This window comes from Neisseria sp. P0021.S006 (assembly GCF_051956895.1).
In genome coordinates, this window is record NZ_JBQCWZ010000017.1 from 1 (window position 1) to 24,471 (window position 24,471).

Sequence of the window (24,471 nt, forward strand, 5' to 3'; positions counted from 1 at the left end):
TGCTATCAACTTAATTAATTACGACCAACCTCATTGAAAACGGCAATTCGATTTTTTCAAACGACTTTTCAACAATATATTAATGTATTGTTTATTAGCGTTTATCTACCGGAACGTAATCGCGACGTTCTGCACCGGTATAAAGTTGACGTGGGCGACCGATTTTCAGTGCCGGATCGCTAATCATTTCATGCCAATGAGAAATCCAACCTACACTGCGCGACAATGCGAAGATAACGGTAAACATTTCAGTTGGAATGCCCAATGCAGACAAGACGATACCAGAGTAGAAGTCGACGTTTGGATACAGCTTGCGTTCAACAAAGAATGGGTCTTTCAGTGCAATTTGTTCCAATTCCATCGCCAGCTTGAATTTAGGACTGTCTTCCAAGCCCAATTCTTTTAAGACTTCATAACAGGTTTCGCGCATGATGTTGGCTCGTGGGTCCATATTGCGGTATACGCGGTGACCGAAGCCCATCAGACGGTATTTGCGTTGTTTCACACCTTCCATGTATGCGGCAACATTAGACACATCGCCGATTTCATCCAGCATCTTCAACACAGCTTCGTTTGCACCGCCGTGTGAAGCACCCCACAGACAGGCGATACCAGCAGCGATACAGGCAAATGGGTTCGCCCCTGAAGAGCCTGCCAAACGTACGGTCGAAGTAGAAGCATTTTGCTCGTGGTCGGCATGCAAAATAAAGATGCGGTCGAGCGCGCGGGCCAAGACTGGATTAGGTTTGTATTCTTCACACGGTGTGGCAAACATCATGTGCAAGAAGTTTTCAGCATAGGAAAGGTTATTTTTTGGATAATTGAACGGCAAACCGTTGGAATAACGGTAACACATTGCCGCAATGGTCGGAATTTTGGAGATTAAGCGGTAAATCGCGATTTTGCGGTGTTCAGGATTGGTAATATCCAAGCTGTCTTGATAGAAAGCAGACAAAGCGCCAACCACACCCACCATCATCGCCATCGGGTGCGCATCGCGACGGAAACCGCGGAAGAACCAAGTCAACTGTTCATGCACCATAGTATGGTGGCTGACTGTAGCATCAAATTCTTTTTTCTGTTCGGGCGTAGGCAGCTCGCCGTAGATCAACAGGTAACAAACTTCCAAGTAATCGGATTTTTCGGCCAACTGCTCGATAGGATAACCACGGTAATATAACAGACCTTTATCGCCGTCAATATAAGTGATTTTGGATTCGCAACTTGCAGTGGACACGAATCCTGGGTCGAATGAAAACAGACCTGTATTTTTTGTCAACGCACGGATGTCAACCACATCATGGCCGATACTTGCTTCCAATACTGGCAGTTCCAAGGTCTCTTGATTTGGGGTGGTGAGCTTGACTGATTTAGACATTCTTAAACTCCTTTGTAAGTTGGGGCTTTCGTTGCCGCCCAAGCGGCACGGTCCTTTTTTCAGACGGCCTCAGTATGGAAAAAGCTTGTTCGGATTGGCATCGCAAACAAGCTCTATAACACATCATGCCTGTCTGATTTTTTCAAGCATGGGAATCAGGTGTTTCTTGTCCGTTGCCGAATGTCCGTTAATCAAGGCAAGCAACTCTTGGTCTTGAAATTCGAGGATTTCGGAAAATTCGGACAACTCCTGATCACTCAGGTGCTCGAATTCTTTTTCCATAAACCTGCCGAAGATTAAGTCTAGTTCTAACAATCCCCGGCGGGTTTGAAAACGGATTTTCCGTTTGGCAATATCGTCAAAAACCATCATTTCTTAAACGGCTCGTTTCAACATAATCTCTTTAATCTTACCGATGGCTCGGGTCGGATTCAAGTGTTTAGGACATACGTCTACGCAGTTCATAATGGTGTGGCAACGGAACAAACGGTATGGGTCGTTCAGATTATCCAAACGCTCATTAGTGATGGTATCACGGCTATCCGCAATGAAACGGTAAGCATTCAGCAAGCCAGACGGACCAACGAATTTATCAGGATTCCACCAGAATGACGGGCAGGCAGTCGAACAGCAGGCGCACAAAATACACTCGTACAAACCGTCCAACTCTTTACGCTCTTCCTGAGTTTGCAGACGCTCTTTGTCCGCATCGATAGGGTTGTCGTTGACAACGTAAGGTTTGATTGAGTGATATTGTTTGAAGAACTGGGTCATATCCACAATCAGGTCGCGGATAACAGGCAGACCTGGCAGAGGGCGGATTTTAACCGGCTGTTTCAGGCTGCGCAGATCGGTCAGACATGCCAAGCCGTTTTTACCGTTGATGTTCATACCGTCAGAACCGCAAATACCTTCGCGGCAAGAACGGCGGAAAGACAATGTATCGTCTTGTGCTTTCAGGCGCACTAAAGCGTCCAAAAGCTTAACGTCGGTTGGTTCCAATTCCAACTCGTAACGTTGCATATAAGGTTTGGCATCAACGTCCGGGTTGTAACGGTAAATTTCAAAACTCATTTTTTCCATGAGAAGTGTTCCTTTTCTCATAAACTGCTCAATGATTTTGTATTATGAATTCAAGCAGTTCAATGTGGGTATGGTTAGGTTTCAGACGGCCTTTAAGGTAAAGGCCGTCTGAAAACTCATCAATAAACGCGTTTAGCCGGTTTGATGTATTCCACGCTCAAAGGCTTGGTATGTACCGGTTTGTAAGACAAAGTATTGGTATCTGAATGATACAGGGTATGTTTCATCCAGTTTTCGTCATCGCGCTCAGGATGGTCGTCTGAAGCGTGTGCGCCACGCGATTCTTTACGTGCTTCGGCAGACACCAAAGTCGCTTTCGCTACTTCAATCAGATTATCCAACTCCAAAGCTTCGATACGCGCGGTATTCCATACTTTGCTCTTGTCTTTGATTTCAGTACGTTTCACGCGCTCGGCAATCTCCATGATTTCTCGAACGCCTTTGCTCAGAATCTCATCGGTACGGAACACACCGGCATGCAGTTGTACGGAGCGTTGCAGTTCGCGACGCAATGCATCAACGTTTTCACCATCGGTTTGGTTGTCCAAACGCTCGATACGTTGGCGGGTCAACTCACCGGCATTAGCAGGCAGAGGTTTCCAGTCGCTTTGCTCTTTGATGAATTTAATCATGCTGTCGCCGGCAGCTTTACCGAATACCACCAAGTCCAACAGGGAGTTGGTACCCAAGCGGTTCGCACCGTGCACGGAAGCACAAGCACACTCACCTGCCGCATACAGACCTTTTACAGGCACTTCGTAATCTTCACCTTGCGGAACGACAACTTCGCCATGGTAGTTAGTCGGAATACCGCCCATCATGTAGTGGGTAGTCGGCACAACAGGAATTGGGTCTTTAATCGGGTCGATACCGGCAAACTGGATGGAAATCTCGCGGATGCCCGGCAGTTTTTCCATAATTTTTTCTGCGCCGATATGGTCGATTTTCAGCAAAACGTGGTCTTTGTTTTTACCACAGCCGCGACCTTCGTAGATTTCCATCGCCATCGCACGGGAAACCACGTCACGGGAAGCCAAGTCTTTTACGGTTGGAGCATAACGTTCCATAAAGCGTTCGCCATCGGCATTCAACAGAATACCACCCTCACCGCGCACACCCTCAGTAATCAATACACCGGCACCGGCTACACCGGTCGGGTGGAATTGCCAGAATTCCATGTCTTCCAACGGAATACCTGCACGGGCACAAATACCCAAACCATCACCGGTATTCATATAAGCATTGGTTGAAGACGCATAAATACGGCCGCCACCACCGGTAGCAAACATCACGGCTTTAGCGTGGAAAATATAAACTTCGCCGGTTTCCATTTCCATGGCGGTTACACCGACGACGTCGCCGTTTTCATCACGAATCAAATCTTGTGCCGTCCATTCCACAAAGAATTGTGTATTGGCACGGACGTTTTGTTGGTACAAAGTATGCAACATCGCATGACCGGTACGGTCGGCAACCGCACATGCACGTTCTACCGCACGTTTACCATGTTCGGCAGTATGACCACCGAAAGGACGTTGGTAGATTTTGCCACTTTCCACACGGTCAAAAGGCATACCCATGTGTTCCAACTCAATTACGGCTTCAGGCGCGGCGCGACACATAAACTCAATCGCATCTTGGTCGCCCAACCAGTCAGAACCTTTCACGGTATCGTACATATGCCAATCCCAACGGTCTTCTTGCACATTACCCAATGAAGCAGAAATACCACCTTGAGCCGCTACAGTATGAGAACGGGTTGGGAAGACTTTAGACAAAACAGCACAATTCAGGCCGGATTTAGACAATTGGAGGGCTGCGCGTAAACCTGCACCACCACCGCCAACAATCACGGCATCAAACTTGCGAACAGGATAACCCATATTTACCCCCAAATTACTTTAACAGAATACACCAAGCAGCCTACCAACCAAACGATGGTGGCAACTTGTAAAAACAAACGCAGACCGAAAGGCTTAATGTAGTCCATCCACAAATCGCGGATACCTACCCATGCATGCAGGAATACAGCCAAGAAGCTCACTTGGGTAAATACTTTTACCCAAGTTTGATCAAAAAATGCCTGCCATGCCGAATATTCTTTAGGCAACGTAAACAAAACAACCAAAAGAACCACGGTGTACACCAACATGATGACCGCAGTTGCACGTTGCATTGCCCAATCGCGCAAACCGTAATGCGCACCTGTCAATTTACGTTCTACCATAACAAAGCTCCCAAAACGACGGTCAGAATCAAAGCAGAAGCAAATACAACTTTAGCAGTAGTACGGGCAGTATTTAATTCCAGGCCTTTATGCACATCCAAAAACAGAAAGCGGATACCGGCGAAAAAGTGGTGCAGATATGCCCACAACAGACCGATAAGGATCAGCTTCACAAACGGATTGGAAATAGCAGTACGATATGCTTCAAACGACGCTTCGCGATCCAGCGTTCCGGAGAAGAAATACAAGAGAACAGGCAGCATCACAAACAAGCCGACGCCGCTGATACGGTGAAGAATAGATACAATCCCCGGTATGGGCAATCGGATATTCGGAATTTCCAAAAATACCGGGCGTGATTTGGCGGACATGGTCAGTTCCTCTAGATTTATTATCAGCTCAAAACCTATAGCTCAGCACTACAATAAGCTACATAAACCATAATTTACCTGTTTTATCTCATTTTGAACAGTGCAATTTATGAATGCTCTAATGATTTTTACCAAAAGACTAATAAAATCAAACAATCATTCTTAGATTTTTTTTGTGTGGCTAGCCTTTTTTGTTACTTTCCTGCAATTAAGCCATCTCCCCATCAAAGCACTTACGATAACATCATTATTGTTTGAGAATTGTATCTATTGTGAGATAAATTCTCACTCTTGATACCTAATCTTTACAAAGGCATAAGCCATTCTTAACTTATTACCATTGCATTATCATCACTACTCTTACATAGTTATACATTCAAAGACATTTCATCCGCCCAAAATAGACTAAAATACGACGTAACACCAACCATGTTTCCATACCTAAAAAGGAAGCTGCATCATGACACACTCCCCTCATCAAAACACACCCGATCCGGAAGACTACATCCCCTCCTTCCGCCGTCGAAACTTAGACACATCCGGCTTCATGAAAAAACTCGGACGCTTTGCCGGTCGCTTGGGTAAACCTGTCGTCCGCCAGCTTTATGCGCTTTATTATCTCTGGGAATCCGAACATACACCCAAACGTGCAAAAATGATTATTGTCGGCGCACTGGTTTACTTCCTCAGTCCTATTGACAGCATTCCCGACCTTCTGATTCCATTTGGCTTCAGCGATGACATTGCCGTCATTGCGCTGGTTTATTCTCAGATGAAAAACTATCTGACCGAAGATATTCAAGAAAAAGCCCGTCAAGCGGCTGACAAGCTGTTTGGTTCTTAATTGGATAAAGTCCGACTACACATATATAAATACAAAAAGAAGGTCGTCTGAATATTCAGACGGCCTTCTCAGTTTATGACTTTTTATTTCAAAGGCTGCATACCCATAACTTCCATCAGGAAGTTGGTAAACGCAGGATTGCTTGGTTTGGTATCCATGTTTTTCCAACGCTGTTGCCAACCGCGCAAAGCACCTTGGATGTACTGTTTGGATTGCTCGGTAGTAATTTCACCACGTTGGCTGTCAACGGCAGAACGCAGATAAACTTCGTACATACTGTCATCGACAGAGTTGCGTCCCACTTGTTGGATACGGAAGCGGTTCAAATATTGTGCAGCCTGAACTTTGGTCAGACTACCTTGGCTCACTTGGGTACTCAAGCGACGTGCTTCATCATGAATCTTGGAAACATCTGCCCAATGCGAAGGAGCTAAATGATAACCGGTAGCTGAAACTTGTGAATCAGCCTTAGGTTTCTTAACGTTGGTTGGTCGAACTGGCACTTCTTTCAATGTTGGAACATAAATCGATTCACAACCGGCAAGTGCCGCCACAGCAAAGATAGGAAGAATGTATTTTTTCATAATGCGCATTATAAGCATGATTCGTTGAAGAAACCAACTTTTGAATAATGGTATTCAAAGCTCATTAACTGAATTACAACAGATTTCATACGATATCTCAAGCCCATACGCAAAAAAGGCCGTCTGAAAACGGCCTTTTAACAACAATCCTATATTATGCCAAATCGGCAAACAGAGGCGTAGAAAGATAGCGTTCGCCATATGATGGCAACAAGACAACGATCAACTTACCTTCGTTTTCAGGTTTTTTAGCCAGTTGCAATGCGCTCCATACTGCGGCACCTGAAGAAATACCTACCAAAATGCCTTCTTTTTCAGCCATAGCGCGCGCAGTTTCAAACGCTGCCTCGTTAGGTACTTTGGAAATGCTGTCGTAAACAGTCGTATTCAAAACGCTGGGGATAAAGCCTGCACCCAAACCTTGAATCGGATGCGGACCTTTCTCGCCACCGCTCAATACTGGGGAAGCTTCAGGCTCGACAGCCACGATTTGAACTTCGGGTTTGTATTTTTTCAATACTTCGCCCACACCGGTAATCGTACCGCCTGTACCTACACCGGCCACGAAAATATCTACTTTACCGTCTGTATCGCGCCAAATTTCTTCGGCAGTGGTTTTGCGGTGAACTTCAGGATTAGCCTCGTTATCAAATTGGCGCGGCATAAAGTAAGTATCTGGATGTTCGTCCACCAAAGACTGGGCTTTAGCAATAGCGCCCGCCATACCTTCGGCAGCAGGTGTCAAAATTAGCTCTGCACCGAATGCACGCAGCAGCATTTTGCGTTCTTTACTCATGCTTTCAGGCATAGTAATCGCCAATTTATAACCGCGGGCCGCACACACCATGGCCAAACCGATACCGGTATTGCCACTGGTTGCCTCGACGATAACGGTATCTTTATTGATTTTACCGGCTTGCTCGGCCGCTTCAATCATAGATTCGGCAATACGGTCTTTCACGCTGCTGCCTGGATTAAAGAATTCAAGTTTAACGGCGATTTGCGCTTTTAAACCTTCGGTCAGGCGGTTCAGTTTCACCAGAGGTGTGTTGCCGATCAGCTCGGTAATATTATTTGCAATTTTCATTTCCTGCTCCTGATTTAGATGTAATACAGCCTGCATATTAAACTCAGGCCGTCTGAAAAACCAATATCGAAAATTTCTTTCTTTATAACTTTTGGTTCAAGCGCGGTCAATATCCACTGCGCTCAAAAATCAATGTAACGGCAACTACAGCCTGCATCACGACGGCAACCATCCAACCTGCCCACATCTGCCGCATACTGAAAAGAGAGGCAGACTGCTTGCAAACAACCACTCTGTGCAGATAAAACACCAGCATCAGGACGCCCTGCAATGCAAACCAATAAATGGGTTTCAAAGCATAAATTTTCAGCAAGGCCGCCCACGCAAAAACCGCGCCCGCCAGCGGCAAGATGAAATAAACCACGCCTACCAAGAAAACAAAAGCCAAAGTCATGACGACATTGGAAACCGCAAATAAGGTCAAACCGGCATATTCGCCTGCCGACCAAAACTTTTTGTCTTCCGTTTTACTGCAGTCATCAATAAAGAAGAAAATACTGGCGATTGTCAGATAAAAATGAGGGATGAACAAAGGGCCTGTATGCGTAAAGCCCCATATTCCGGGCAACAAGCGTGCGCCCAGTGCCGAAATCCCCAGCCACAACAACACCGTAGCCCAAAGCCATTGAAACCGCTGCGCGCGAAAAATAAATGCCAACGATACCGCAGCATACGCGACGGCAAACCAAAAATCCAAAGAAACCATCATGAATACTGCAACTCGCCTTCAAAAACAGTTTCCGCAGGGCCGGTCATTTGCACATCGCCACCTTCTTCCCAACTGATAAACAATTCACCTCCAGGCAGAGTAACACGCACAGGCGCACCCGCTTTCAGCAAGCCATTGCGCACGCCTGCCACCACGGCCGCACACGCTCCAGTGCCGCAAGCCTGAGTTTCCCCCACCCCGCGTTCAAACACTCGCAGGCGGACTGACAATTCATCTTCAACCTGCAAAAAGCCGACATTGACCCGTTCAGGAAACTGCTCGTGCGATTCAATAGCGCCGCCCCAATATTCCACCGGCGCAGTCTCAACATCATCAACCAAAATCACCGCATGCGGATTACCCATATTCACACAGCTTACCGGTACAGACTCCAAACCGACCAAGACAATATGTGTCAGCGCATCTTCATTTTCACCATGTGCAGGCACAAACGGAATTTCAGACGGCATGAAACGCGGTTTACCCATATTGACGGTAACCAAACCGTTATCCAACAGCTTCGGTACAATAATCCCTTTGGCCGTTTCGACCAAAATTTCCGTTTTATCCGTCAAACCCTTATCCGCGACAAAACGCGCAAAACAACGCGCTCCATTGCCGCACTGCTCTACTTCCCGACCATCGGCATTGAAAATGCGGTACCGAAAATCGACCGCATCAGAAGAAGGCTTCTCCACTACCAAAAACTGATCAAAACCCACGCCGCGATAGCGGTCTGCCCATTGGGCAAGCGGCGCAGTCAACGGATCAAAGTCCTGATCGATGGCATTAACCACCATAAAATCATTGCCCAAGCCGTGCATCTTCGTAAATTTCAAAGTTTTCATTATTTATTCACATTCTTATTAAATCATTATTTCGGCACATTCTACACCAGAATGATATATTCGTTTCTATCTTGTTTCTCAGACGGCCTTGCGCCCTTTTACCAATACTAACACCAGCCACCCCGCAAAAATACTATACTTCCCACATTACAAATATTTCTTATTACAAGGATACACATTATGAAAAAAATTCTCTTACCTGCCCTTTTGGCCGCTTCACTCAGCGCATGTACAGTCGGCACGCCCGGTGTTTCCGTCGGCTTAGGCGTCGGCACCAGCATCGGCCGCCATGTCGGCCTGGGTACATCCATCAACATCCCTGTCGGCTTGGATAAAACCAAAACCACCAAAGGCACGGATTCAGACGGCATCCGTATCTCAGAAGAACAAATCGTGACCTATTTTGATGCACACGGCACACCCAGCAACAGCGCAGTCAAAGGTGGCTTCCATCGCCAACTGATCAGCAAACGTAACAACGAATACGTCGTCCAAGACTTTTACAGCGACAACAGTCAAAAACGCACGGACCCCTACGTTCTCAGCCGTAACCAACTGATGCAGTTCCGCGCCACGCCAAGCAATGGCTCGTTAACCACTTACGCCTACAACGGCACGGTGATGCAGCAACAAGTATTCCAAAACGGCAAATTGGTTAACGCCAAATACTAAAGGCCGTCTGAAACGGCTGAGGAGCATGTGAAACTTGATTACAAAATATTTTTAACATTCAAACATTTGAAATATTTTGCACCATTTCCTTAAAAATATTGATTGACACATTTTTTCCAGCCATTATAATACGCCCCATTCCCCGATAGCTCAGTCGGTAGAGCGACGGACTGTTAATCCGCAGGTCCCTGGTTCGAGCCCAGGTCGGGGAGCCAAATTTAAAAGCCTGAACTTCTGTTCAGGCTTTTTTACATCAATAAGGAACGCTTGTTCTTTCCCAAAGAAAGCCCATGAATCCTCATAATAAAAAAGGCCGTCTGAAACCCAAATCTGGCTTCAGACGGCCTTTTATTTATTTTTAAATCAACGGAAGAAGTCGCCCATGCCTGCCGGCAGGCCTTGGGTAAATGCACCCATGGTTTTGTTGGTCGTTTCTTCGGCTTTTTCAGAAGCGGCATTGATAGCGGCCAATACCAAATCTTCCAGCATTTCTTTGTCGTCTGCGGCTTCTTGAATCAAATCAGGGCTGATTTCAAGTTTGCGAACAACGTGCGAACACGTCATCACAACTTTCACCAAACCATTGCCTGCTTCACCTTCAACTTCGGTTTCAGCCAGCTTGGCTTGTGCCTTTTTCATGTTTTCTTGCATTTGTTGAGCCTGTTTCATCAGGCCGCCTAATCCGGCTTTTCCGAACATGTTTTACTCCTATGGGTTTGAATAAATGGGTTTCACTCATGCCGTCTGAAAAACGCTATTGCCTTTCAGACGGCCTTGTATGTCAGTATTTTAAGAATGCCCTACTAACTCTAAAGAATCCGGCAGCCATTGCGCTTCAAAGATTTGCAAAATTTTCTGCGCCGTTGTATCCGCTTCCAGCAAATCTTGCGCCTGCTGCCGTCCTTCTTCTTGAATACGTTTGCGGCGCATCACCGGCGTTTCCCAGCCTTTATCATCCTGCCAAGGCTCGGTTTGCAGCCTTAAATTGCCAAGATGGTAAGCCTCGCTCAACGTCTGGCAGATTTTGTCCAAGCGCTCTTTATTGGCAGTAGCTTTGGCCTCATCCGTCAACGACAGCATGATTAATCCTGCTTCCGTATCATAACTCGTCCATGCCGCATTTTGTGCCAACATCTGCGCCGCGCCTAATTTACGGGCAAATCGTTCGATAATGCTGTGCCAATTCTCAGTTTTAAACTCAGGCAAAGGAGCGAACTGAAGCTCTTCTTCATCTCCCTCCTCTTCTTCAGACACAACCGGCTGCAGTACTTCCATCACATCAGCACGGTGTGAATCTTCATATGCATATGCTTCATCAAAATACGGAGGTGGAATTTCCTCATCTATGTGCGGATATTCTTCCGGTTCAGGGGCCGTCTGAACTTTTGCAACAGGCAATGGCTCCGCAGTTTCTTGCATCTGCGCCGTTTGTGTTTGAGGCGGCTCAGCCGATACTTGGCTCGGCATGTCTTCCCAAGGCGGGACATCCCCCTGTTGTTGAGCAGACTGAATAGTTTCTTCAGACGGCCTTTCAACGATATCCTGTTTAGTCGGAACAGCCTCTTTCTCAACCGCCGGTGCTGCTATCGGCTCAGATTTCGGCAGCTGAAAAGGCTTTTTTTCGGCCTCAGCTTTCTGATGGTCGGAATGCAAATCCGTGTGTTCAATCTGACTTTGCGTATCGCAACCCGAAGCGGCCAACGGCGCAAATGCAAGCATGCGCAAAAGCGTCATGACAAAACCGGCATACTCGTCTGGAGCCAGCGGTAAATCCTGTTTACCATGAATAGCGCATTGATAATAAAGCTGAATCTGCTCGCCACTCAAAGCCTGACTTAATCGCTGCAAAGTTTCACGTTCAGGATCGTCATTTGCCAAGGCGGAAGGAATGGTTTGAATCAAAGCCAAACGTTGCAACAACATGGCCAATTCTGCCAACGCGCTGTCAAAACCAATCGCTCTGGCGGACATTTCCTGAGCCTTTTCCAGCAAGGCTTCCCCGTTTTGATTGATGATTCCTTCAAGCAATTCAAACAAGTATTGTTTATCGACCGCTCCGATCATCTGGCGGACATCTTGTTCGGCCACTTTACCCGAACCCATGGCAATCGCCTGATCTAAAAGGCTCAACGCATCGCGCATCGAGCCGGCGGCGGCACGGCCTAAAAGTTGCAAAGCCTGTGGCTGATAAGGAACGTTTTCACGATCCAAGACATGCGCCAAATGCTCGGCAACCTGCTGGGTTGTCATGTTGCGCAACACAAATTGCAAACAGCGGCTCAATACAGTAATGGGGACTTTATGCGGATCGGTGGTCGCCAAAATAAATTTAACGTGTTCAGGCGGTTCTTCCAAAGTCTTCAGCATGGCATTGAACGCGCTTTTGGAAAGCATATGCACTTCGTCGATGATATAGACTTTGTATTTACCCGCAGTCGGCGCGTATTGCGCGTTTTCCAACACTTCGCGGATATTGTCGATACCGGTATTCGATGCCGCGTCGATTTCCAATAGATCCACATAACGGCCGCTGTCGATTTGCGTACAGCTTTCACACTGACCGCACGGCTCACCATGCACGGCATTTTCGCAGTTCAGGCTCTTGGCCAAAATCCTGGCAATCGTGGTCTTACCCACACCGCGTGTCCCTGTCAGCAGATAGGCATGGTGCAGACGGCCTTCGTCCAGCGCGTTACGCAGGGCTTTGACGACGTGTTCCTGACCGACCAAATCGGCAAAGGTTTTCGGACGCCATTTTCGTGCAAGAACTTGATAAGCCATGTTGTTTCTCTACGGGAAATAAATCGGAAGGCCGTCTGAAAAGAATTCTCCGCTTTTCAGACGGCCTCAGAAAATGGCATATATTCTAGCATTTTTTTGATTTTTATTAAGGATTTTCTATCAAACCGACAGCGACAGCATGTCATTGCAATGTTAGAATGCTACATAAATGATAAGTAATTTGAAGTTTGAAACATCATGTCCGAAATCATACTACGCAACCAATCAGCCACTATGCAAGTAAATACAATGGGCGGATATATTGATTCCCTGATTCTAAAAGGATGGGAAGTCTTATTTCCGAAAACCAGCGTTCAAGTAGGCGATGACACAAAATTACGCGGCGGCATGCACGTCTGCCTACCTCAATTCGGACCTGACAGCAAAAATCATCTGGCCCAACATGGTTTCGGCAGAACTTCAGACTGGGAAATCCGCCATCAAAATGAATCAGATATCGGCTTAAAATTAATCAGCACAGAAAAAGGCTATGAACACGTCGAATGGTTGCTCGATTACAGTCTGCCTAACGAAAATGAAGCCATCGCCATCCTAACTGTCTGCAATTACGGCGAATCACCCATCCGCACGTCCCCAGGATTCCACCCCTACTTTACCGCCGCCGGCACACAATTTGATTTCAACGGCGCCCCATACGATGCCGACTATATCTCCCATACCGAATTTGTTTCCTCCGACCAGGATGCACACGTTGCATTTGACGGCTTGAAACTGGATATCCGTACCCACAATCTGCCTGTGTATGCCCTTTGGAGCGATCGAAACGGTCAATATACTTGTGCAGAGCCAACCGCAGAAGGCAATGCGTTTTTATCCCCTGCCCGAGGAGGACAGTTTGTTTCAGGACACAGCAAAAAACGTTACGCCATGAAAATCAGACTGATAGCTTAACCCCCTTTACAAATCCTCGATATTTAAAAACCACCCCAAAGGGTGGTTTTCTTATGGCTTACAGGCCATTGTTATTGATTGCATTCGCAATATCGCGTACCGCTGTTACATACATACGGCTGTGGTTGTATTGCCATACCGTGTAGAAGTTATTCAGACCCAAATAGTATTCAAATACGCCCGGGCTGGTCTCCAAAGCATACAGCACAGCTTTTTCATTATCGGCAATAGCAGCTTGAGGCACGACACCCAAAGCTTTGAAATCTGCGACAGTGCGCGTCAAGGCAGTTTTCTCATCGATAATCGCCTGCAAGTGCGGAGTAATCGTCAGACTTACCGGCACAACCATCTTACCGCCGGTCTGCCAGCCATGCTGTTTCATATAATTGGCGACAGAAGCCGCCACATCGCCAACATTATTCCAAATATCGCGATGACCATCACCATCATAGTCCACCGCCCATTTACGGTAGCTTGAAGGCATAAATTGCGGCATGCCCATCGCGCCGGCATAGCTGCCTTTGAAGTCAAAGATATTTTCTTTTTCTTCTTTTGCCATCTGCAAAAGTTCACTCAATTCATTTTGGAAAAACTCGGCACGGCGAGGATAATCAAAGGCCAATGTACTCAAGGCATCGGCAACGCGGAAGCTGCCTGTATTTTTACCATAATTGGTTTCAATCCCGAGAATCGCCACAATCAATTCGGCAGGTACGCCGTATTTGCGTGCCACATCATCAATTACGGCACGGTTTGCCGCATAGAATTGTCTGCCGCCATTAAATTTGGCTGCACCAGAGTTACCGGTGCGGAATTCATACCAAGGACGCGAAGTGCTTGGGCGGTACATAATGGTAATAATGTTGCCTTTATACACCACGCCATTAAAGAAATTGCGCAACTCTTCCGCACTGAAACGGCGATTTTTCACTTCATATTGGATAAACTGCTGAACATTGACGTTCTCATTAAAACCGCTGCTGGCAACAGATTCAGCCGCAGCATCAAATACAGGGCGTTTTGCAGAGGAAACAGGCTCGACAGGTTTTGCCGTATCAACAGCAGGCTTTTGCGGAGTGCCGCATGAAGCTAAAGCCAAAGCAGTCAAACCTATCCCAAAGATTTTGATTTTATTCATAAATAATCTCTTTACTAAATAATACGACAAACCCGAACACGAATGAATATTCGGCCAATACATCATCTCTTCCGCTATATTTCTAGACAGACTTAAAAATATAGACAAATCAATATTTACTTACTTCGGCTCAAGCAGATAAACAAGGCCGTCTGAAATTCAAGGAAACCCTTGATTTTCAGACGGCCTTGAATGAATCAATTACTCAGCGGCTGCAACAACAGCAACGGTAATTTTAGCAACAGCGTCAGTGTGCAGAGCTACTTCAACTTCGTATTCGCCAACAGCTTTCAACGGACCGTTAGGCAGACGTACGTTTGCTTTAGCAGCTTGGATACCGGCAGCAACAATCGCTTCAGCGATGTCAGCATTGGTAACAGAACCGAACAGACGACCATCAACACCGGCTTTTTGAGCAACAGTAATGGTTTGGCCTTCCAGTTTTTCTTGACGGGCTTTAGCATCAGCCAAGATTTCAGCTTGTTTGGCTTCCAATTCAGCGCGGCGTGCTTCGAATTCTTTCATGTTGGCTTCGGTTGCACGTTTTGCTTTACCGGCAGGGATCAGGAAGTTGCGTGCGTAACCGTTTTTAACGGTAACGATGTCACCCAAGTTACCCAGACCGCCGATTTTTTCTAACAGAATAATTTGCATGATTTAAACTCCAAAATTATTTGTGTTGATCGGTGTAAGGCAACAGAGCCAGGAAACGGGCACGTTTCACAGCAGTAGCCAACTGACGTTGGTAGTGTGCTTTAGTACCAGTAATGCGGGCAGGGATGATTTTGCCGTTTTCAGAGATGAAGTCTTTCAACAAATCAACTTGTTTGTAATCAACTTCTTGGATTTTTTCAGCCGTAAAGCGGCAGAATTTTCTACGTTTGAATGATTGACGAGCCATTGTCGTTTAACCTTTATATTCTTTAATGTTCTGTATGCGTAGTACCGGCTTGGGGAAGCGTTGGCTGCGTTGCGCCAAAAAACCTTCCGACTCGATGACTGCATCTTGCCGATACTGCCATTCCTCAGCCTGCTTACCTAAAATCCGCGCGGGAATTTCAAATTTGACCAGACATTTTTGTCCGTTTTCTTCCTGCCAAGATTCATGTTGCAACACAATATCTAAAACAGGGATTCCTGCCGGCGTATATCTCAAAGGCTGAACCTGCAAGATACGGGCGGTAAGCTTAATCAGATTGTTCAATCTTATTCAGCTGCTGCAACTTCTTCAGCTGCACCGTTCAGCAAGTTTTTTGCTTTTTCGCCGCCCAGCATTGGGGAAGCTTCAGTTACAGCGTGTTTTGTTTTGATGGTCAGGTGACGCAGTACGGCATCATTGAAGCGGAAAGCAGTTTCCAGCTCTTCAACCACTTCGGGAGTAGTTTCGATATTCATCAAAACATAGTGTGCTTTATGGATTTTGTTGATTGGGTAAGCCAATTGACGACGGCCCCAGTCTTCCAAACGGTGGATTTTACCGTTGGCTTCAGTAATCATGGTTTTGTAACGCTCAACCATAGCAGGCACTTGCTCGCTTTGATCAGGATGAACGATAAACACGATCTCGTAATGACGCATGTTATCTCCTTATGGATGATTAAAAACAGCCTTTCACCATGCGAAGTAAAAGGCAAGGCAAAGAGGCTGAATTTTATCCGTATTTCTTAAAAAATACAAGTCTGAATTCAAAATCCACTTTCTTTTCAATTAAAAAACAACATTAAGCCTTATGGTTATTTCCTAGCAATCCACTCAACTATCTGCCAAAAATCTGCTAAAATCTGCCCCATCCTAATAAATACAGCATCAGAAGGCACACAATCATGGCTCTTTTGCAGATTTCAGAACCCGGCATGTCCGCCGCCCCCCATCAACACCGCCTCGCCGTAGGCATTGATTTAGGCACAACCAACAGCTTGGTTGCCACAGTCCGCAGCGGCAGCGCAGTCTGCCTGCCCGATTCAGACGGCCGCGCCACCCTGCCTTCGGTTGTCCGTTATTTGGATGGCGAAGTTGAAGTCGGCAAAAACGCCCTTTCTGCCCAAAAAACCGATCCGTTAAATACAGTCAGCTCCGCCAAACGCCTGATCGGCCGTACCCTTACCGACCTCGCACAAGAGGCGCAATACCTGCCCTATCGATTTACACCCAATGAGCGCGTGGTTGAATTAAACACCCGTCAAGGTGCAAAAACGCCTATCGAAGTATCGGCTGAAATCCTCAAAGCCCTTAAATCGCGTGCCGAAGAAACATTAGGCGGTGATTTGGTCGGTGCCGTCATTACCGTACCCGCTTATTTTGACGACGCCCAACGTCAAGCCACCAAAGATGCCGCACGCTTGGCGGGCTTGAACGTCTTGCGCCTCCTCAACGAGCCGACTGCCGCCGCAATCGCCTACGGACTGGACAACGCCTCAGAAGGCACGTTTGTCGTTTACGACTTGGGCGGCGGCACATTCGACGTATCCGTATTGCAACTGACTAAAGGCCTGTTTGAAGTTAAAGCCACCGGCGGCAACAGCGCATTGGGCGGCGATGACTTCGACCATCGTTTGTTCTGCTACCTACTCGAACAAAACGACCTTTCCAAACTCAACGAACAAGACAGCCAGCTTCTACTTTCCCTTGCCCGTACCGCCAAAGAAAAACTGACCACTCAAACCGAAGCCGTCATCGAGACCATACTTTCAGACGGCCATAAAGTTCATACCGTCATTACCCGCCAAGAGTTTCACAATCTGACCCAAAATCTGGTACAAAAAACCATCGAGCCCGTCAAACAGGCTTTGAAAGATGCCGGCGTAACCAAGGCGGATGTCAAGGGCGTAATTATGGTTGGCGGCTCTACCCGCATGTTGCACGTTCAACAAGCAGTTGCCACCTTCTTTGGCCAAACTCCACTGAACAACCTCAATCCTGACGAAGTGGTCGCACTCGGCGCCGCCATACAGGCAAACGTCCTTGCGGGTAACAAAACCGACGGCGAATGGCTGCTACTTGACGTTACACCTTTGTCACTCGGATTGGAAACCTACGGCGGTCTTGCCGAAAAAATTATCCCGCGCAACTCCACCATTCCTACCGCACGCGCACAGGACTTCACCACTTTCAAAGACGGTCAAACCGCCATGACGATACACGTCGTACAAGGCGAGCGCGAACTCGTTTCCGACTGTCGCAGCCTTGCCAAATTTACCCTGCGCGGCATTCCGCCCATGGCTGCAGGCGCAGCGCGTATCCGCGTGACCTTCCAAGTTGATGCCGACGGTTTGCTGTCCGTTTCCGCACAAGAGCAAAGCACCGGCGTACAGGCGCAAATCGAAGTCAAACCTTCCTACGGCTTGGACGACAGCACCATCACTCAAATGCTCAAAGACAGCATGAGCAACGCCGCCGAAGACATGGCCGCACGCGCACGCGCCGAAGCCGTAGTCGAAGCCGAAAGCCTGACCGACGCCGTTAATGCTGCCCTTGAGTTGGATAGCGATTTGCTGGATGCCGAAGAGTTGCAACAAATTCAACAAGACATCGCCGTTTTGCAAGGCCGTCTGAAAGACGGCAAAGCCGAAGACATCCGCTCCGCCGTCGCCAAGCTCAGCCACAGCACAGACAACTTCGCCGCCAAACGCATGAACCGCAACATCCAACGTGCGTTGACAGGTCAAAGCGTTGATAATATTTGACGGCAAATGGTTTCAGACGGACTTTGATAAAAAGGCCGTCTGAAAAGATATCTTCATACAGAAATAAAAATAAAGGACAACAATGGAAAAAGCGGGCATTGTCTACCTGATGAAAACCGTCATCAAAGGCGTATATAAAATTGGTATTACTGACGAAAATAATTTTGAAACTAGAATGCGCCATTTGGAAAACAACGGCTACGCAAACGTTGCCGGGTTAGAACGTATTCTAGCGATTAAAACCGACAACTATAAAGAAAAAGAAACCTTACTTCATGAAATTTTCGGCAAAAGCCGAATAGGAGAAACTGAGCTTTTTGCAATTGATGAAAATCTTGTGAAAAGGCTTTTTCTCTCATTAAGAGGTGAAATTGTATTTCCTAAAAATGAAATAGCAGAGTTGGGTTTTGAAAAAACTGTCGAAGAACATCATCAAGAAAAAATTTTTGAAATAGACAGAAGTGCATTTATCTCCTTTATCAAAGAAAAGCACCAACAAAATCCTTCTATATTAAGAAATCTCATCTCTTCGAAAAATACACATAAACCTAAAAATTCCAAAGTCCGTCTCTATAAAGACGAATACTTTGGGAAAAGTGGAACAAAGCTAACTACTGAAATTGAAGAAGGTCTTCATATTTATACTACCTACTCAAAAGAAAATTTAGAGAAAGCTTACGCAGAATATTCAAAATTATTTGAATCACAATGAGACTCTGGCACCAAACCCTTATCCCCCTACTACCCCGCGCCCAGCTTTTGGGGCAACACCGCGAATGCGCTGCTTTACGCGGAGCGGGCTGGGGCAGACCGCATGCGACGGTTAATTACGTTTTTACCCATTCGCCCTACAAACTCTATCTGTATCACGCGTTGATTATGGAAGAGATGGAAAAGCGCGGTTACAAACCCGATACCTTATGGAAAGACCCGCTGTATCGCGGCAAAGCCGTTGCCCCATACCATTCGCACGCGGCTGAAACAGCTACTTCGCCGATTTATGCTGAACATGATGATGCTTACTTGGACGAATGTCTGGAAAATTTAAAAAGTAAAGGCATCATGTTATAAACCCATTTTTCAGACGGCCTGAATATTGAATACCCAAGGCCGTCTGAAACCACTTTAACCACAACCACTCTTAAACAACCGAGACAATAAAAATGCCAAAAATTACCGTACTCCCACACGCGACATTATGCCCTGAAGGCGCAGTTATCGAAGATGCACCGGAAGGCCAAACCGTCCTTGACGTACTGCTCGACCACGATATCGAAGTCGATCACGCCTGCGAAAAATCCTGCGCCTGCACCACCTGCCACGTGATTATCCGCAAAGGTTTTGACAGCCTGGAAGAACCGACCGAATTGGAAGAAGACTTGCTCGACCAAGCATGGGGCTTGGAAGCCGATTCACGCTTGAGCTGTCAGGCAGTCGTTGCCGATGAAGATTTGGTCGTAGAAATCCCCAAATATACGATCAACCATGCACGTGAAGACCACTAAAACAAGATTGTATGAAGAAGGCCGTCTAAAACCACAAATTCATGGTTTTCAGACGGCCTTTTGGTTATGCAGCAAACTATTTGATATGAGGGAAAATAAAACGCATACGCGAAATCTGCATGGAGGCCACTTTCTGCGTAGCGGAGTAATTTTCAATTTTTTCTTGCATTCTGATTTGATGCACATTGCCGTTATAACGGGGAGCCGCGTTTTGAGATTTGTTTACGGTCGGCAGTTCAGCCTCTACCTTCAACGCTTCCTCCGCCTCAATGGCCGAAAGTGCAGCCTCATCCCTTACTAAACCGAAACGCTCGATAATGGCATTGGCTTCATCTATATAATGAGATTTGTTTGCGCCATTTTCCAATACAGCATTTTCAAGCACGACCGACAAATGCTTGCCGCAATTTTCGATACGCTCTGCGATACGCGAATAAACCATCCAACGTTTCAACCTCAATGCGCCTGCATCGTCATTGGGTGAAGCGGCATCCAGTTTAATCAAACCATAATGCTTGCCGTAATACAGACGGAACACCAGCTGCTTCAAACCTTCTGTTTCGTCCAGCATCCGATAAAGTTCACGAACCAACAACAGCAAACGGTCGAATGCACCTGCTTGGGACAGATACTCCGGATCATCGGAAGCGAGCGCGTAAATCAGCTTGGACAGCTTGGCGTTGAGTGCGTTATTCATCTTTTTTCCTTTTATTTTTAAGCGATGGATTGTCTTAAGAGCCGTTCCAAAAAATTTGGTTGCATAACAAAGTGTAAATTTTGTATGAAAACCAAATCATACAAAGCGGAATAGAAAGTATAAAACGGCAGATTGCCGTGAATTTTAAGTGTCTTGCCGTATTTTAACGCAACTATGCTATTTTGTTAAAAAATAGCGCCATCATTTATCTGCCAATCTTCCGTAAAACAATCTGGCAGTCCAACTTCTTCTTGATTAAAATAATTACTAATAGCCCAAACCCAATAAAGGAACACATCATGAAATGGACAGATACCCAACGCATCGCCGAAGAACTCTACGACTTACACGGCGACAGCATCGATCCGAAAACCGTACGCTTTACCCAACTGCGTGATTTAATTATGGCTTTGCCTGAATTTGACGATGACCCGACGCGTTGCGGCGAGCGTATTCTCGAAGCCGTGCAACAAGCGTGGATAGATGAAGCAGAATAATCTTTCCCCACTTCCCTATCAAACAAGACCTCAGACAGTTTTTCAGACGGCCTGAGGTCTTTATTAAATTTATTCATACAATTTCGGAAAATTTCGAAATTGACTCATACCAACCTCAAATTTATTATGCAACCTGACAACAAATAAAAGATATGCAGAAGGTGCATAGCCATGAATCACGCTCGAGAAATCGCCGCTTTAAACAACAGCCTTTCTGATTTAAAAGGCGACATCAATGTTTCATTCGAATTTTTCCCGCCGAAAAACGAACAAATGGAAACCATGCTGTGGGATTCCATCCATCGCCTGCAAACCCTGCATCCGAAATTCGTTTCCGTAACCTACGGTGCAAACTCCGGCGAACGCGACCGCACACACAGCATCGTCAAACGCATCAAACAAGAAACCGGCCTTGACGCTGCCCCCCACCTGACAGGTATCGACGCCAGCCCTGACGAGTTGCGCCAAATCGCCAAAGATTATTGGGATAGCGGTATCCGCCGCATTGTCGCCCTGCGTGGCGACGAGCCGCCCGGCTACGAGAAAAAACCTTTCTATGCCGAAGATTTGGTCAAACTGTTGCGCTCCGTTGCCGACTTTGATATTTCCGTAGCAGCCTATCCAGAAGTGCACCCGGAAGCCAAATCCGCACAAGCCGACTTAATCAATCTGAAACGCAAAATTGATGCGGGTGCAAACCACGTTATTACCCAATTTTTCTTTGACGTGGAAAGCTATCTGCGCTTCCGCGACCGTTGCGTGATGATGGGCATTGACGTTGAAATTGTTCCCGGCATCCTGCCCGTAACCAATTTCAAACAATTGACCAAAATGGCCCAAGTGACCAATGTCAAAATCCCAAGCTGGCTGTCTAAAATGTACGAAGGTTTGGATGACGACCAAGGCACGCGCAACCTTGTTGCCGCCAGCATCGCCATCGACATGGTCAAAGTCCTCTCGCGCGAAGGTGTCAAAGACTTCCACTTCTACACCCTCAACCGCAGCGAACTGACTTACGCCATCTGCCATATTTTGGGTGTACGCCCCCGTTAATAAAACAGACGGCCTCCCCATTCTGATTTACAATATCGAACATTCAGGCCATACTGGCCTGATTCAAAATTCCAACTAGGAGAGTTAACATGACAACATTGCATTTTTCAGGCTTCCCGCGCGTCGGTGCCTTCCGCGAATTGAAATTCGCACAAGAAAAATACTGGCGCAAAGAAATCAGCGAGCAAGAATTGCTGGCTGTTGCTAAAGACTTGCGCGAGAAAAACTGGAAACACCAAGCTGCTGCCAACGCTGATTACGTTGCTGTAGGCGATTTCACTTTCTACGACCACATCCTCGACCTGCAAGTTGCTACCGGTGCCATCCCTGCCCGTTTCGGCTTCGACAACCAAAACCTGTCTTTGGAACAATTCTTCCAACTGGCCCGCGGTAACAAAGACCAATTCGCTATCGAAATGACCAAATGGTTCGACACCAACTACCACTACTTGGTGCCTGAATTCCACGCCGATACCGAATTCAAAGCCAACGCCAAACACTACGTTCAACAACTGCAAGAAGCCCAAGCTTTGGGTCTGAAAGCCAAACCGACCGTTGTTGGTCCGTTGACTTTCCTGTGGGTTGGTAAAGAAAAAGGCGCTGTTGAATTCGACCGTCTGAGCCTGTTGCCTAAACTGTTGCCTGTTTACGTTGAAATCCTGACTGCTTTGGTTGAAGCCGGTGCCGAGTGGATTCAAATCGACGAGCCTGCTTTGACTGTTGACCTGCCTAAAGAATGGGTAGAAGCATACAAAGACGTTTACGCTACTTTGAGCAAAGTAAGCGCCAAAATCCTGTTGAGCACTTACTTCGGTTCTGTTGCCGAACACGCTACTTTGCTGAAATCCCTGCCTGTTGACGGCCTGCACATCGACTTGGTACGCGCTCCTGAACAGCTGGACGCATTTGCCGACTACGACAAAGTTCTGTCTGCCGGCGTTATCGACGGCCGCAACATTTGGCGCGCCAACCTGAACAAAGTTTTGGAAACTGTCGAGCCTCTGCAAGCCAAACTGGGCGACCGTTTGTGGATCTCCAGCTCTTGCTCTCTGCTGCACACTCCATTTGACTTGTCAGTTGAAGAAAAACTGAAAGCCAACAAACCTGACCTGTACTCTTGGTTGGCATTCACCCTGCAAAAAACCCAAGAATTGCGCGTTCTGAAAGCCGCATTGAACGAAGGTCGTGATTCTGTTGCCGAAGAACTGGCCGCTAGCCAAGCTGCCGCCGACTCCCGTGCCAACAGCAGCGAAATCCACCGTGCAGACGTTGCCAAACGCCTGGCCGATTTGCCTGCCAACGCAGACCAACGCAAATCTCCATTTGCCGACCGTATCAAAGCGCAACAAGCATGGTTGAACCTGCCTTTACTGCCGACTACCAACATCGGTTCTTTCCCACAAACTACCGAAATCCGCCAAGCACGTGCAGCCTTCAAAAAAGGCGAACTGTCTGCCGCAGATTACGAAGCCGCGATGAAAAAAGAAATCGCCTTGGTGGTTGAAGAGCAAGAAAAACTGGACTTGGACGTACTGGTACACGGCGAAGCCGAGCGTAACGACATGGTTGAATACTTCGGCGAATTGTTGAGCGGTTTTGCATTCACCCAATACGGCTGGGTACAAAGCTACGGCTCACGTTGCGTTAAACCACCTATCATCTTTGGTGACGTAAGTCGTCCTGAAGCCATGACTGTGGCTTGGTCTACTTACGCTCAAAGCCTGACCAAACGCCCGATGAAAGGTATGTTGACCGGCCCTGTAACCATTCTGCAATGGTCTTTTGTCCGCAATGATATTCCTCGCTCTACCGTGTGCAAACAAATCGCACTGGCTCTGAACGACGAAGTATTGGATCTGGAAAAAGCCGGCATCAAAGTCATCCAAATTGACGAACCTGCCATCCGCGAAGGTCTGCCTTTGAAACGTGCCGATTGGGATGCCTACCTGAACTGGGCCGGCGAATCTTTCCGCCTGTCCTCTACCGGTTGCGAAGACAGCACCCAAATCCACACTCATATGTGCTATTCTGAGTTCAACGACATCCTGCCTGCCATCGCTGCTATGGACGCTGACGTCATCACCATTGAAACTTCACGTTCCGATATGGAGCTCTTGACCGCGTTCGGCGAATTCAAATACCCGAACGACATTGGCCCAGGTGTTTACGACATCCACAGCCCACGCGTACCGACTGAAGCTGAAGTTGAGCATCTGTTGCGCAAAGCCATCGAGGTTGTACCGGTTGAACGTCTGTGGGTTAACCCGGACTGCGGCCTGAAAACCCGTGGCTGGAAAGAAACTCTGGAACAACTCCAAGTGATGATGAACGTAACCCACAAACTGCGTGCCGAACTGGCTAAATAATGTGAGTTAGATGAAAAGGCCGTCTGAAAATTTTCA

The 24,471-nt window shown here is 47.0% G+C and carries 28 protein-coding genes and 1 tRNA gene; 11 read left to right on the forward strand and 18 right to left on the reverse strand.

Annotated features, from left to right (window positions below; genetic code table 11):
* Window positions 1–94 precede the first annotated feature (94 nt).
* From gltA to sdhC, 6 genes are all read right to left on the reverse strand, one after another.
* Complete coding sequence (gene gltA / locus ACTHUM_RS05275; protein ID WP_004519267.1) at window positions 95–1,378, reverse strand: citrate synthase; 1,284 nt, start codon at window positions 1,376–1,378, stop codon at window positions 95–97.
* A gap of 123 nt (window positions 1,379–1,501) precedes the next feature.
* A complete protein-coding gene (locus ACTHUM_RS05280) occupies window positions 1,502–1,750 on the reverse strand; it encodes an FAD assembly factor SdhE (RefSeq protein ID WP_003678830.1) in 249 nt (82 codons plus the stop codon).
* Window positions 1,751–1,753: 3 nt separating this feature from the next.
* Window positions 1,754–2,461: a succinate dehydrogenase iron-sulfur subunit gene (locus tag ACTHUM_RS05285; protein ID WP_003678833.1), complete on the reverse strand. Its 708-nt coding sequence runs from the start codon at window positions 2,459–2,461 to the stop codon at window positions 1,754–1,756.
* Between the two features lie 119 nt (window positions 2,462–2,580).
* Complete coding sequence (gene sdhA / locus ACTHUM_RS05290) at window positions 2,581–4,344, reverse strand: succinate dehydrogenase flavoprotein subunit (RefSeq protein WP_049336762.1); 1,764 nt, start codon at window positions 4,342–4,344, stop codon at window positions 2,581–2,583.
* Between the two features lie 2 nt (window positions 4,345–4,346).
* Complete coding sequence (gene sdhD, locus ACTHUM_RS05295) at window positions 4,347–4,688, reverse strand: succinate dehydrogenase, hydrophobic membrane anchor protein (RefSeq protein ID WP_003678837.1); 342 nt, start codon at window positions 4,686–4,688, stop codon at window positions 4,347–4,349.
* Window positions 4,682–5,059: a succinate dehydrogenase, cytochrome b556 subunit gene (gene sdhC / locus ACTHUM_RS05300; protein ID WP_049336763.1), complete on the reverse strand. Its 378-nt coding sequence runs from the start codon at window positions 5,057–5,059 to the stop codon at window positions 4,682–4,684. The genes sdhD and sdhC overlap by 7 nt, the downstream gene beginning before the upstream one ends.
* Before the next feature lie 460 nt (window positions 5,060–5,519).
* Here sdhC and ACTHUM_RS05305 point away from each other — a divergent pair, with 460 nt between their 5' ends.
* Window positions 5,520–5,903, forward strand: a complete 384-nt coding sequence (locus ACTHUM_RS05305) for a YkvA family protein (RefSeq protein WP_049329785.1) — start codon at window positions 5,520–5,522, stop codon at window positions 5,901–5,903.
* 83 nt (window positions 5,904–5,986) lie between these two features.
* Here the strand turns inward: ACTHUM_RS05305 and ACTHUM_RS05310 are convergent, their stop codons facing one another.
* From ACTHUM_RS05310 to dapF, 4 genes are all read right to left on the reverse strand, one after another.
* A complete protein-coding gene (locus ACTHUM_RS05310; RefSeq protein WP_371440888.1) occupies window positions 5,987–6,487 on the reverse strand; it encodes a membrane lipoprotein lipid attachment site-containing protein in 501 nt (166 codons plus the stop codon).
* Between the two features lie 154 nt (window positions 6,488–6,641).
* Window positions 6,642–7,574, reverse strand: coding sequence for a cysteine synthase A (gene cysK / locus ACTHUM_RS05315; protein ID WP_107723629.1), 933 nt, complete (start codon window positions 7,572–7,574; stop codon window positions 6,642–6,644).
* A 106-nt stretch (window positions 7,575–7,680) separates the two neighbouring features.
* Entirely contained in the window at window positions 7,681–8,283 is a 603-nt protein-coding gene (locus tag ACTHUM_RS05320) for a hypothetical protein (protein WP_049336767.1), read from the reverse strand.
* Window positions 8,280–9,131: a diaminopimelate epimerase gene (gene dapF, locus ACTHUM_RS05325; protein ID WP_049336770.1), complete on the reverse strand. Its 852-nt coding sequence runs from the start codon at window positions 9,129–9,131 to the stop codon at window positions 8,280–8,282. Before dapF ends, ACTHUM_RS05320 begins: the two co-directional genes overlap by 4 nt.
* A 180-nt stretch (window positions 9,132–9,311) precedes the next feature.
* On the opposite strand from dapF, the gene ACTHUM_RS05330 reads away from it, so the two are divergent.
* Both ACTHUM_RS05330 and ACTHUM_RS05335 read left to right on the forward strand, forming a co-directional pair.
* Entirely contained in the window at window positions 9,312–9,803 is a 492-nt protein-coding gene (locus ACTHUM_RS05330; protein WP_049336771.1) for a hypothetical protein, read from the forward strand.
* A gap of 139 nt (window positions 9,804–9,942) precedes the next feature.
* A tRNA-Asn gene (locus ACTHUM_RS05335) sits at window positions 9,943–10,018 on the forward strand.
* A 148-nt stretch (window positions 10,019–10,166) separates the two neighbouring features.
* Here ACTHUM_RS05335 and ACTHUM_RS05340 read toward each other — a convergent pair.
* Both ACTHUM_RS05340 and dnaX read right to left on the reverse strand, forming a co-directional pair.
* A complete protein-coding gene (locus tag ACTHUM_RS05340; protein WP_003678854.1) occupies window positions 10,167–10,502 on the reverse strand; it encodes a YbaB/EbfC family nucleoid-associated protein in 336 nt (111 codons plus the stop codon).
* Between the two features lie 90 nt (window positions 10,503–10,592).
* Window positions 10,593–12,584 carry a DNA polymerase III subunit gamma/tau gene (gene dnaX, locus ACTHUM_RS05345; protein ID WP_049337069.1) on the reverse strand — a complete coding sequence of 664 codons (1,992 nt, stop codon included), beginning with the start codon at window positions 12,582–12,584 and terminating at the stop codon, window positions 10,593–10,595.
* Window positions 12,585–12,782: 198 nt separating this feature from the next.
* Between dnaX and ACTHUM_RS05350 the strand changes: the two genes are divergently transcribed.
* Window positions 12,783–13,496, forward strand: coding sequence for an aldose epimerase family protein (locus tag ACTHUM_RS05350; RefSeq protein ID WP_004519255.1), 714 nt, complete (start codon window positions 12,783–12,785; stop codon window positions 13,494–13,496).
* 58 nt (window positions 13,497–13,554) lie between these two features.
* Here the strand turns inward: ACTHUM_RS05350 and mltB are convergent, their stop codons facing one another.
* The 5 genes from mltB to rpsF all read right to left on the reverse strand — a co-directional run bounded on the left by mltB (window position 13,555) and on the right by rpsF (window position 16,212).
* Complete coding sequence (gene mltB / locus ACTHUM_RS05355; RefSeq protein ID WP_049337071.1) at window positions 13,555–14,634, reverse strand: lytic murein transglycosylase B; 1,080 nt, start codon at window positions 14,632–14,634, stop codon at window positions 13,555–13,557.
* A gap of 201 nt (window positions 14,635–14,835) precedes the next feature.
* A complete protein-coding gene (gene rplI, locus ACTHUM_RS05360) occupies window positions 14,836–15,288 on the reverse strand; it encodes a 50S ribosomal protein L9 (protein ID WP_003678862.1) in 453 nt (150 codons plus the stop codon).
* A gap of 16 nt (window positions 15,289–15,304) precedes the next feature.
* Window positions 15,305–15,535, reverse strand: a complete 231-nt coding sequence (gene rpsR, locus ACTHUM_RS05365; protein WP_003678863.1) for a 30S ribosomal protein S18 — start codon at window positions 15,533–15,535, stop codon at window positions 15,305–15,307.
* Between the two features lie 6 nt (window positions 15,536–15,541).
* On the reverse strand, window positions 15,542–15,844 hold the full coding sequence (gene priB / locus ACTHUM_RS05370; protein WP_180947864.1) for a primosomal replication protein N: 303 nt from the start codon (window positions 15,842–15,844) through the stop codon (window positions 15,542–15,544).
* A complete protein-coding gene (gene rpsF, locus ACTHUM_RS05375) occupies window positions 15,841–16,212 on the reverse strand; it encodes a 30S ribosomal protein S6 (protein WP_004519252.1) in 372 nt (123 codons plus the stop codon). Before rpsF ends, priB begins: the two co-directional genes overlap by 4 nt.
* A gap of 245 nt (window positions 16,213–16,457) precedes the next feature.
* Between rpsF and hscA the strand changes: the two genes are divergently transcribed.
* The 4 genes from hscA (at window position 16,458) to fdx (ending at window position 19,822) form a co-directional block, all read left to right on the forward strand.
* Window positions 16,458–18,317 (forward strand): Fe-S protein assembly chaperone HscA, encoded by a 1,860-nt coding sequence (gene hscA, locus ACTHUM_RS05380; protein ID WP_049337073.1) that lies wholly within the window; start codon window positions 16,458–16,460, stop codon window positions 18,315–18,317.
* 82 nt (window positions 18,318–18,399) lie between these two features.
* The gene (locus ACTHUM_RS05385) at window positions 18,400–19,029 is read left to right on the forward strand and encodes a GIY-YIG nuclease family protein (protein WP_049337074.1); all 630 of its coding nucleotides are present in this window, start codon (window positions 18,400–18,402) and stop codon (window positions 19,027–19,029) included.
* The gene (locus ACTHUM_RS05390) at window positions 19,026–19,388 is read left to right on the forward strand and encodes a TIGR02328 family protein (RefSeq protein WP_049337076.1); all 363 of its coding nucleotides are present in this window, start codon (window positions 19,026–19,028) and stop codon (window positions 19,386–19,388) included. The genes ACTHUM_RS05385 and ACTHUM_RS05390 overlap by 4 nt, the downstream gene beginning before the upstream one ends.
* A 92-nt stretch (window positions 19,389–19,480) precedes the next feature.
* Window positions 19,481–19,822, forward strand: a complete 342-nt coding sequence (gene fdx, locus ACTHUM_RS05395) for an ISC system 2Fe-2S type ferredoxin (RefSeq protein ID WP_003686005.1) — start codon at window positions 19,481–19,483, stop codon at window positions 19,820–19,822.
* A 76-nt stretch (window positions 19,823–19,898) separates the two neighbouring features.
* Here fdx and ACTHUM_RS05400 read toward each other — a convergent pair whose 3' ends face one another.
* Window positions 19,899–20,519, reverse strand: coding sequence for a hypothetical protein (locus ACTHUM_RS05400; RefSeq protein WP_049337078.1), 621 nt, complete (start codon window positions 20,517–20,519; stop codon window positions 19,899–19,901).
* A gap of 299 nt (window positions 20,520–20,818) precedes the next feature.
* Here ACTHUM_RS05400 and iscX point away from each other — a divergent pair, with 299 nt between their 5' ends.
* The 3 genes from iscX to metE all read left to right on the forward strand — a co-directional run bounded on the left by iscX (window position 20,819) and on the right by metE (window position 24,435).
* Window positions 20,819–21,016, forward strand: coding sequence for a Fe-S cluster assembly protein IscX (gene iscX, locus ACTHUM_RS05405; RefSeq protein WP_039861945.1), 198 nt, complete (start codon window positions 20,819–20,821; stop codon window positions 21,014–21,016).
* Window positions 21,017–21,187: 171 nt separating this feature from the next.
* Entirely contained in the window at window positions 21,188–22,069 is an 882-nt protein-coding gene (gene metF / locus ACTHUM_RS05410) for a methylenetetrahydrofolate reductase (RefSeq protein WP_049323818.1), read from the forward strand.
* 89 nt (window positions 22,070–22,158) lie between these two features.
* Complete coding sequence (gene metE, locus ACTHUM_RS05415; protein ID WP_004521067.1) at window positions 22,159–24,435, forward strand: 5-methyltetrahydropteroyltriglutamate--homocysteine S-methyltransferase; 2,277 nt, start codon at window positions 22,159–22,161, stop codon at window positions 24,433–24,435.
* The last annotated feature ends 36 nt before the right edge of the window (window positions 24,436–24,471 follow it).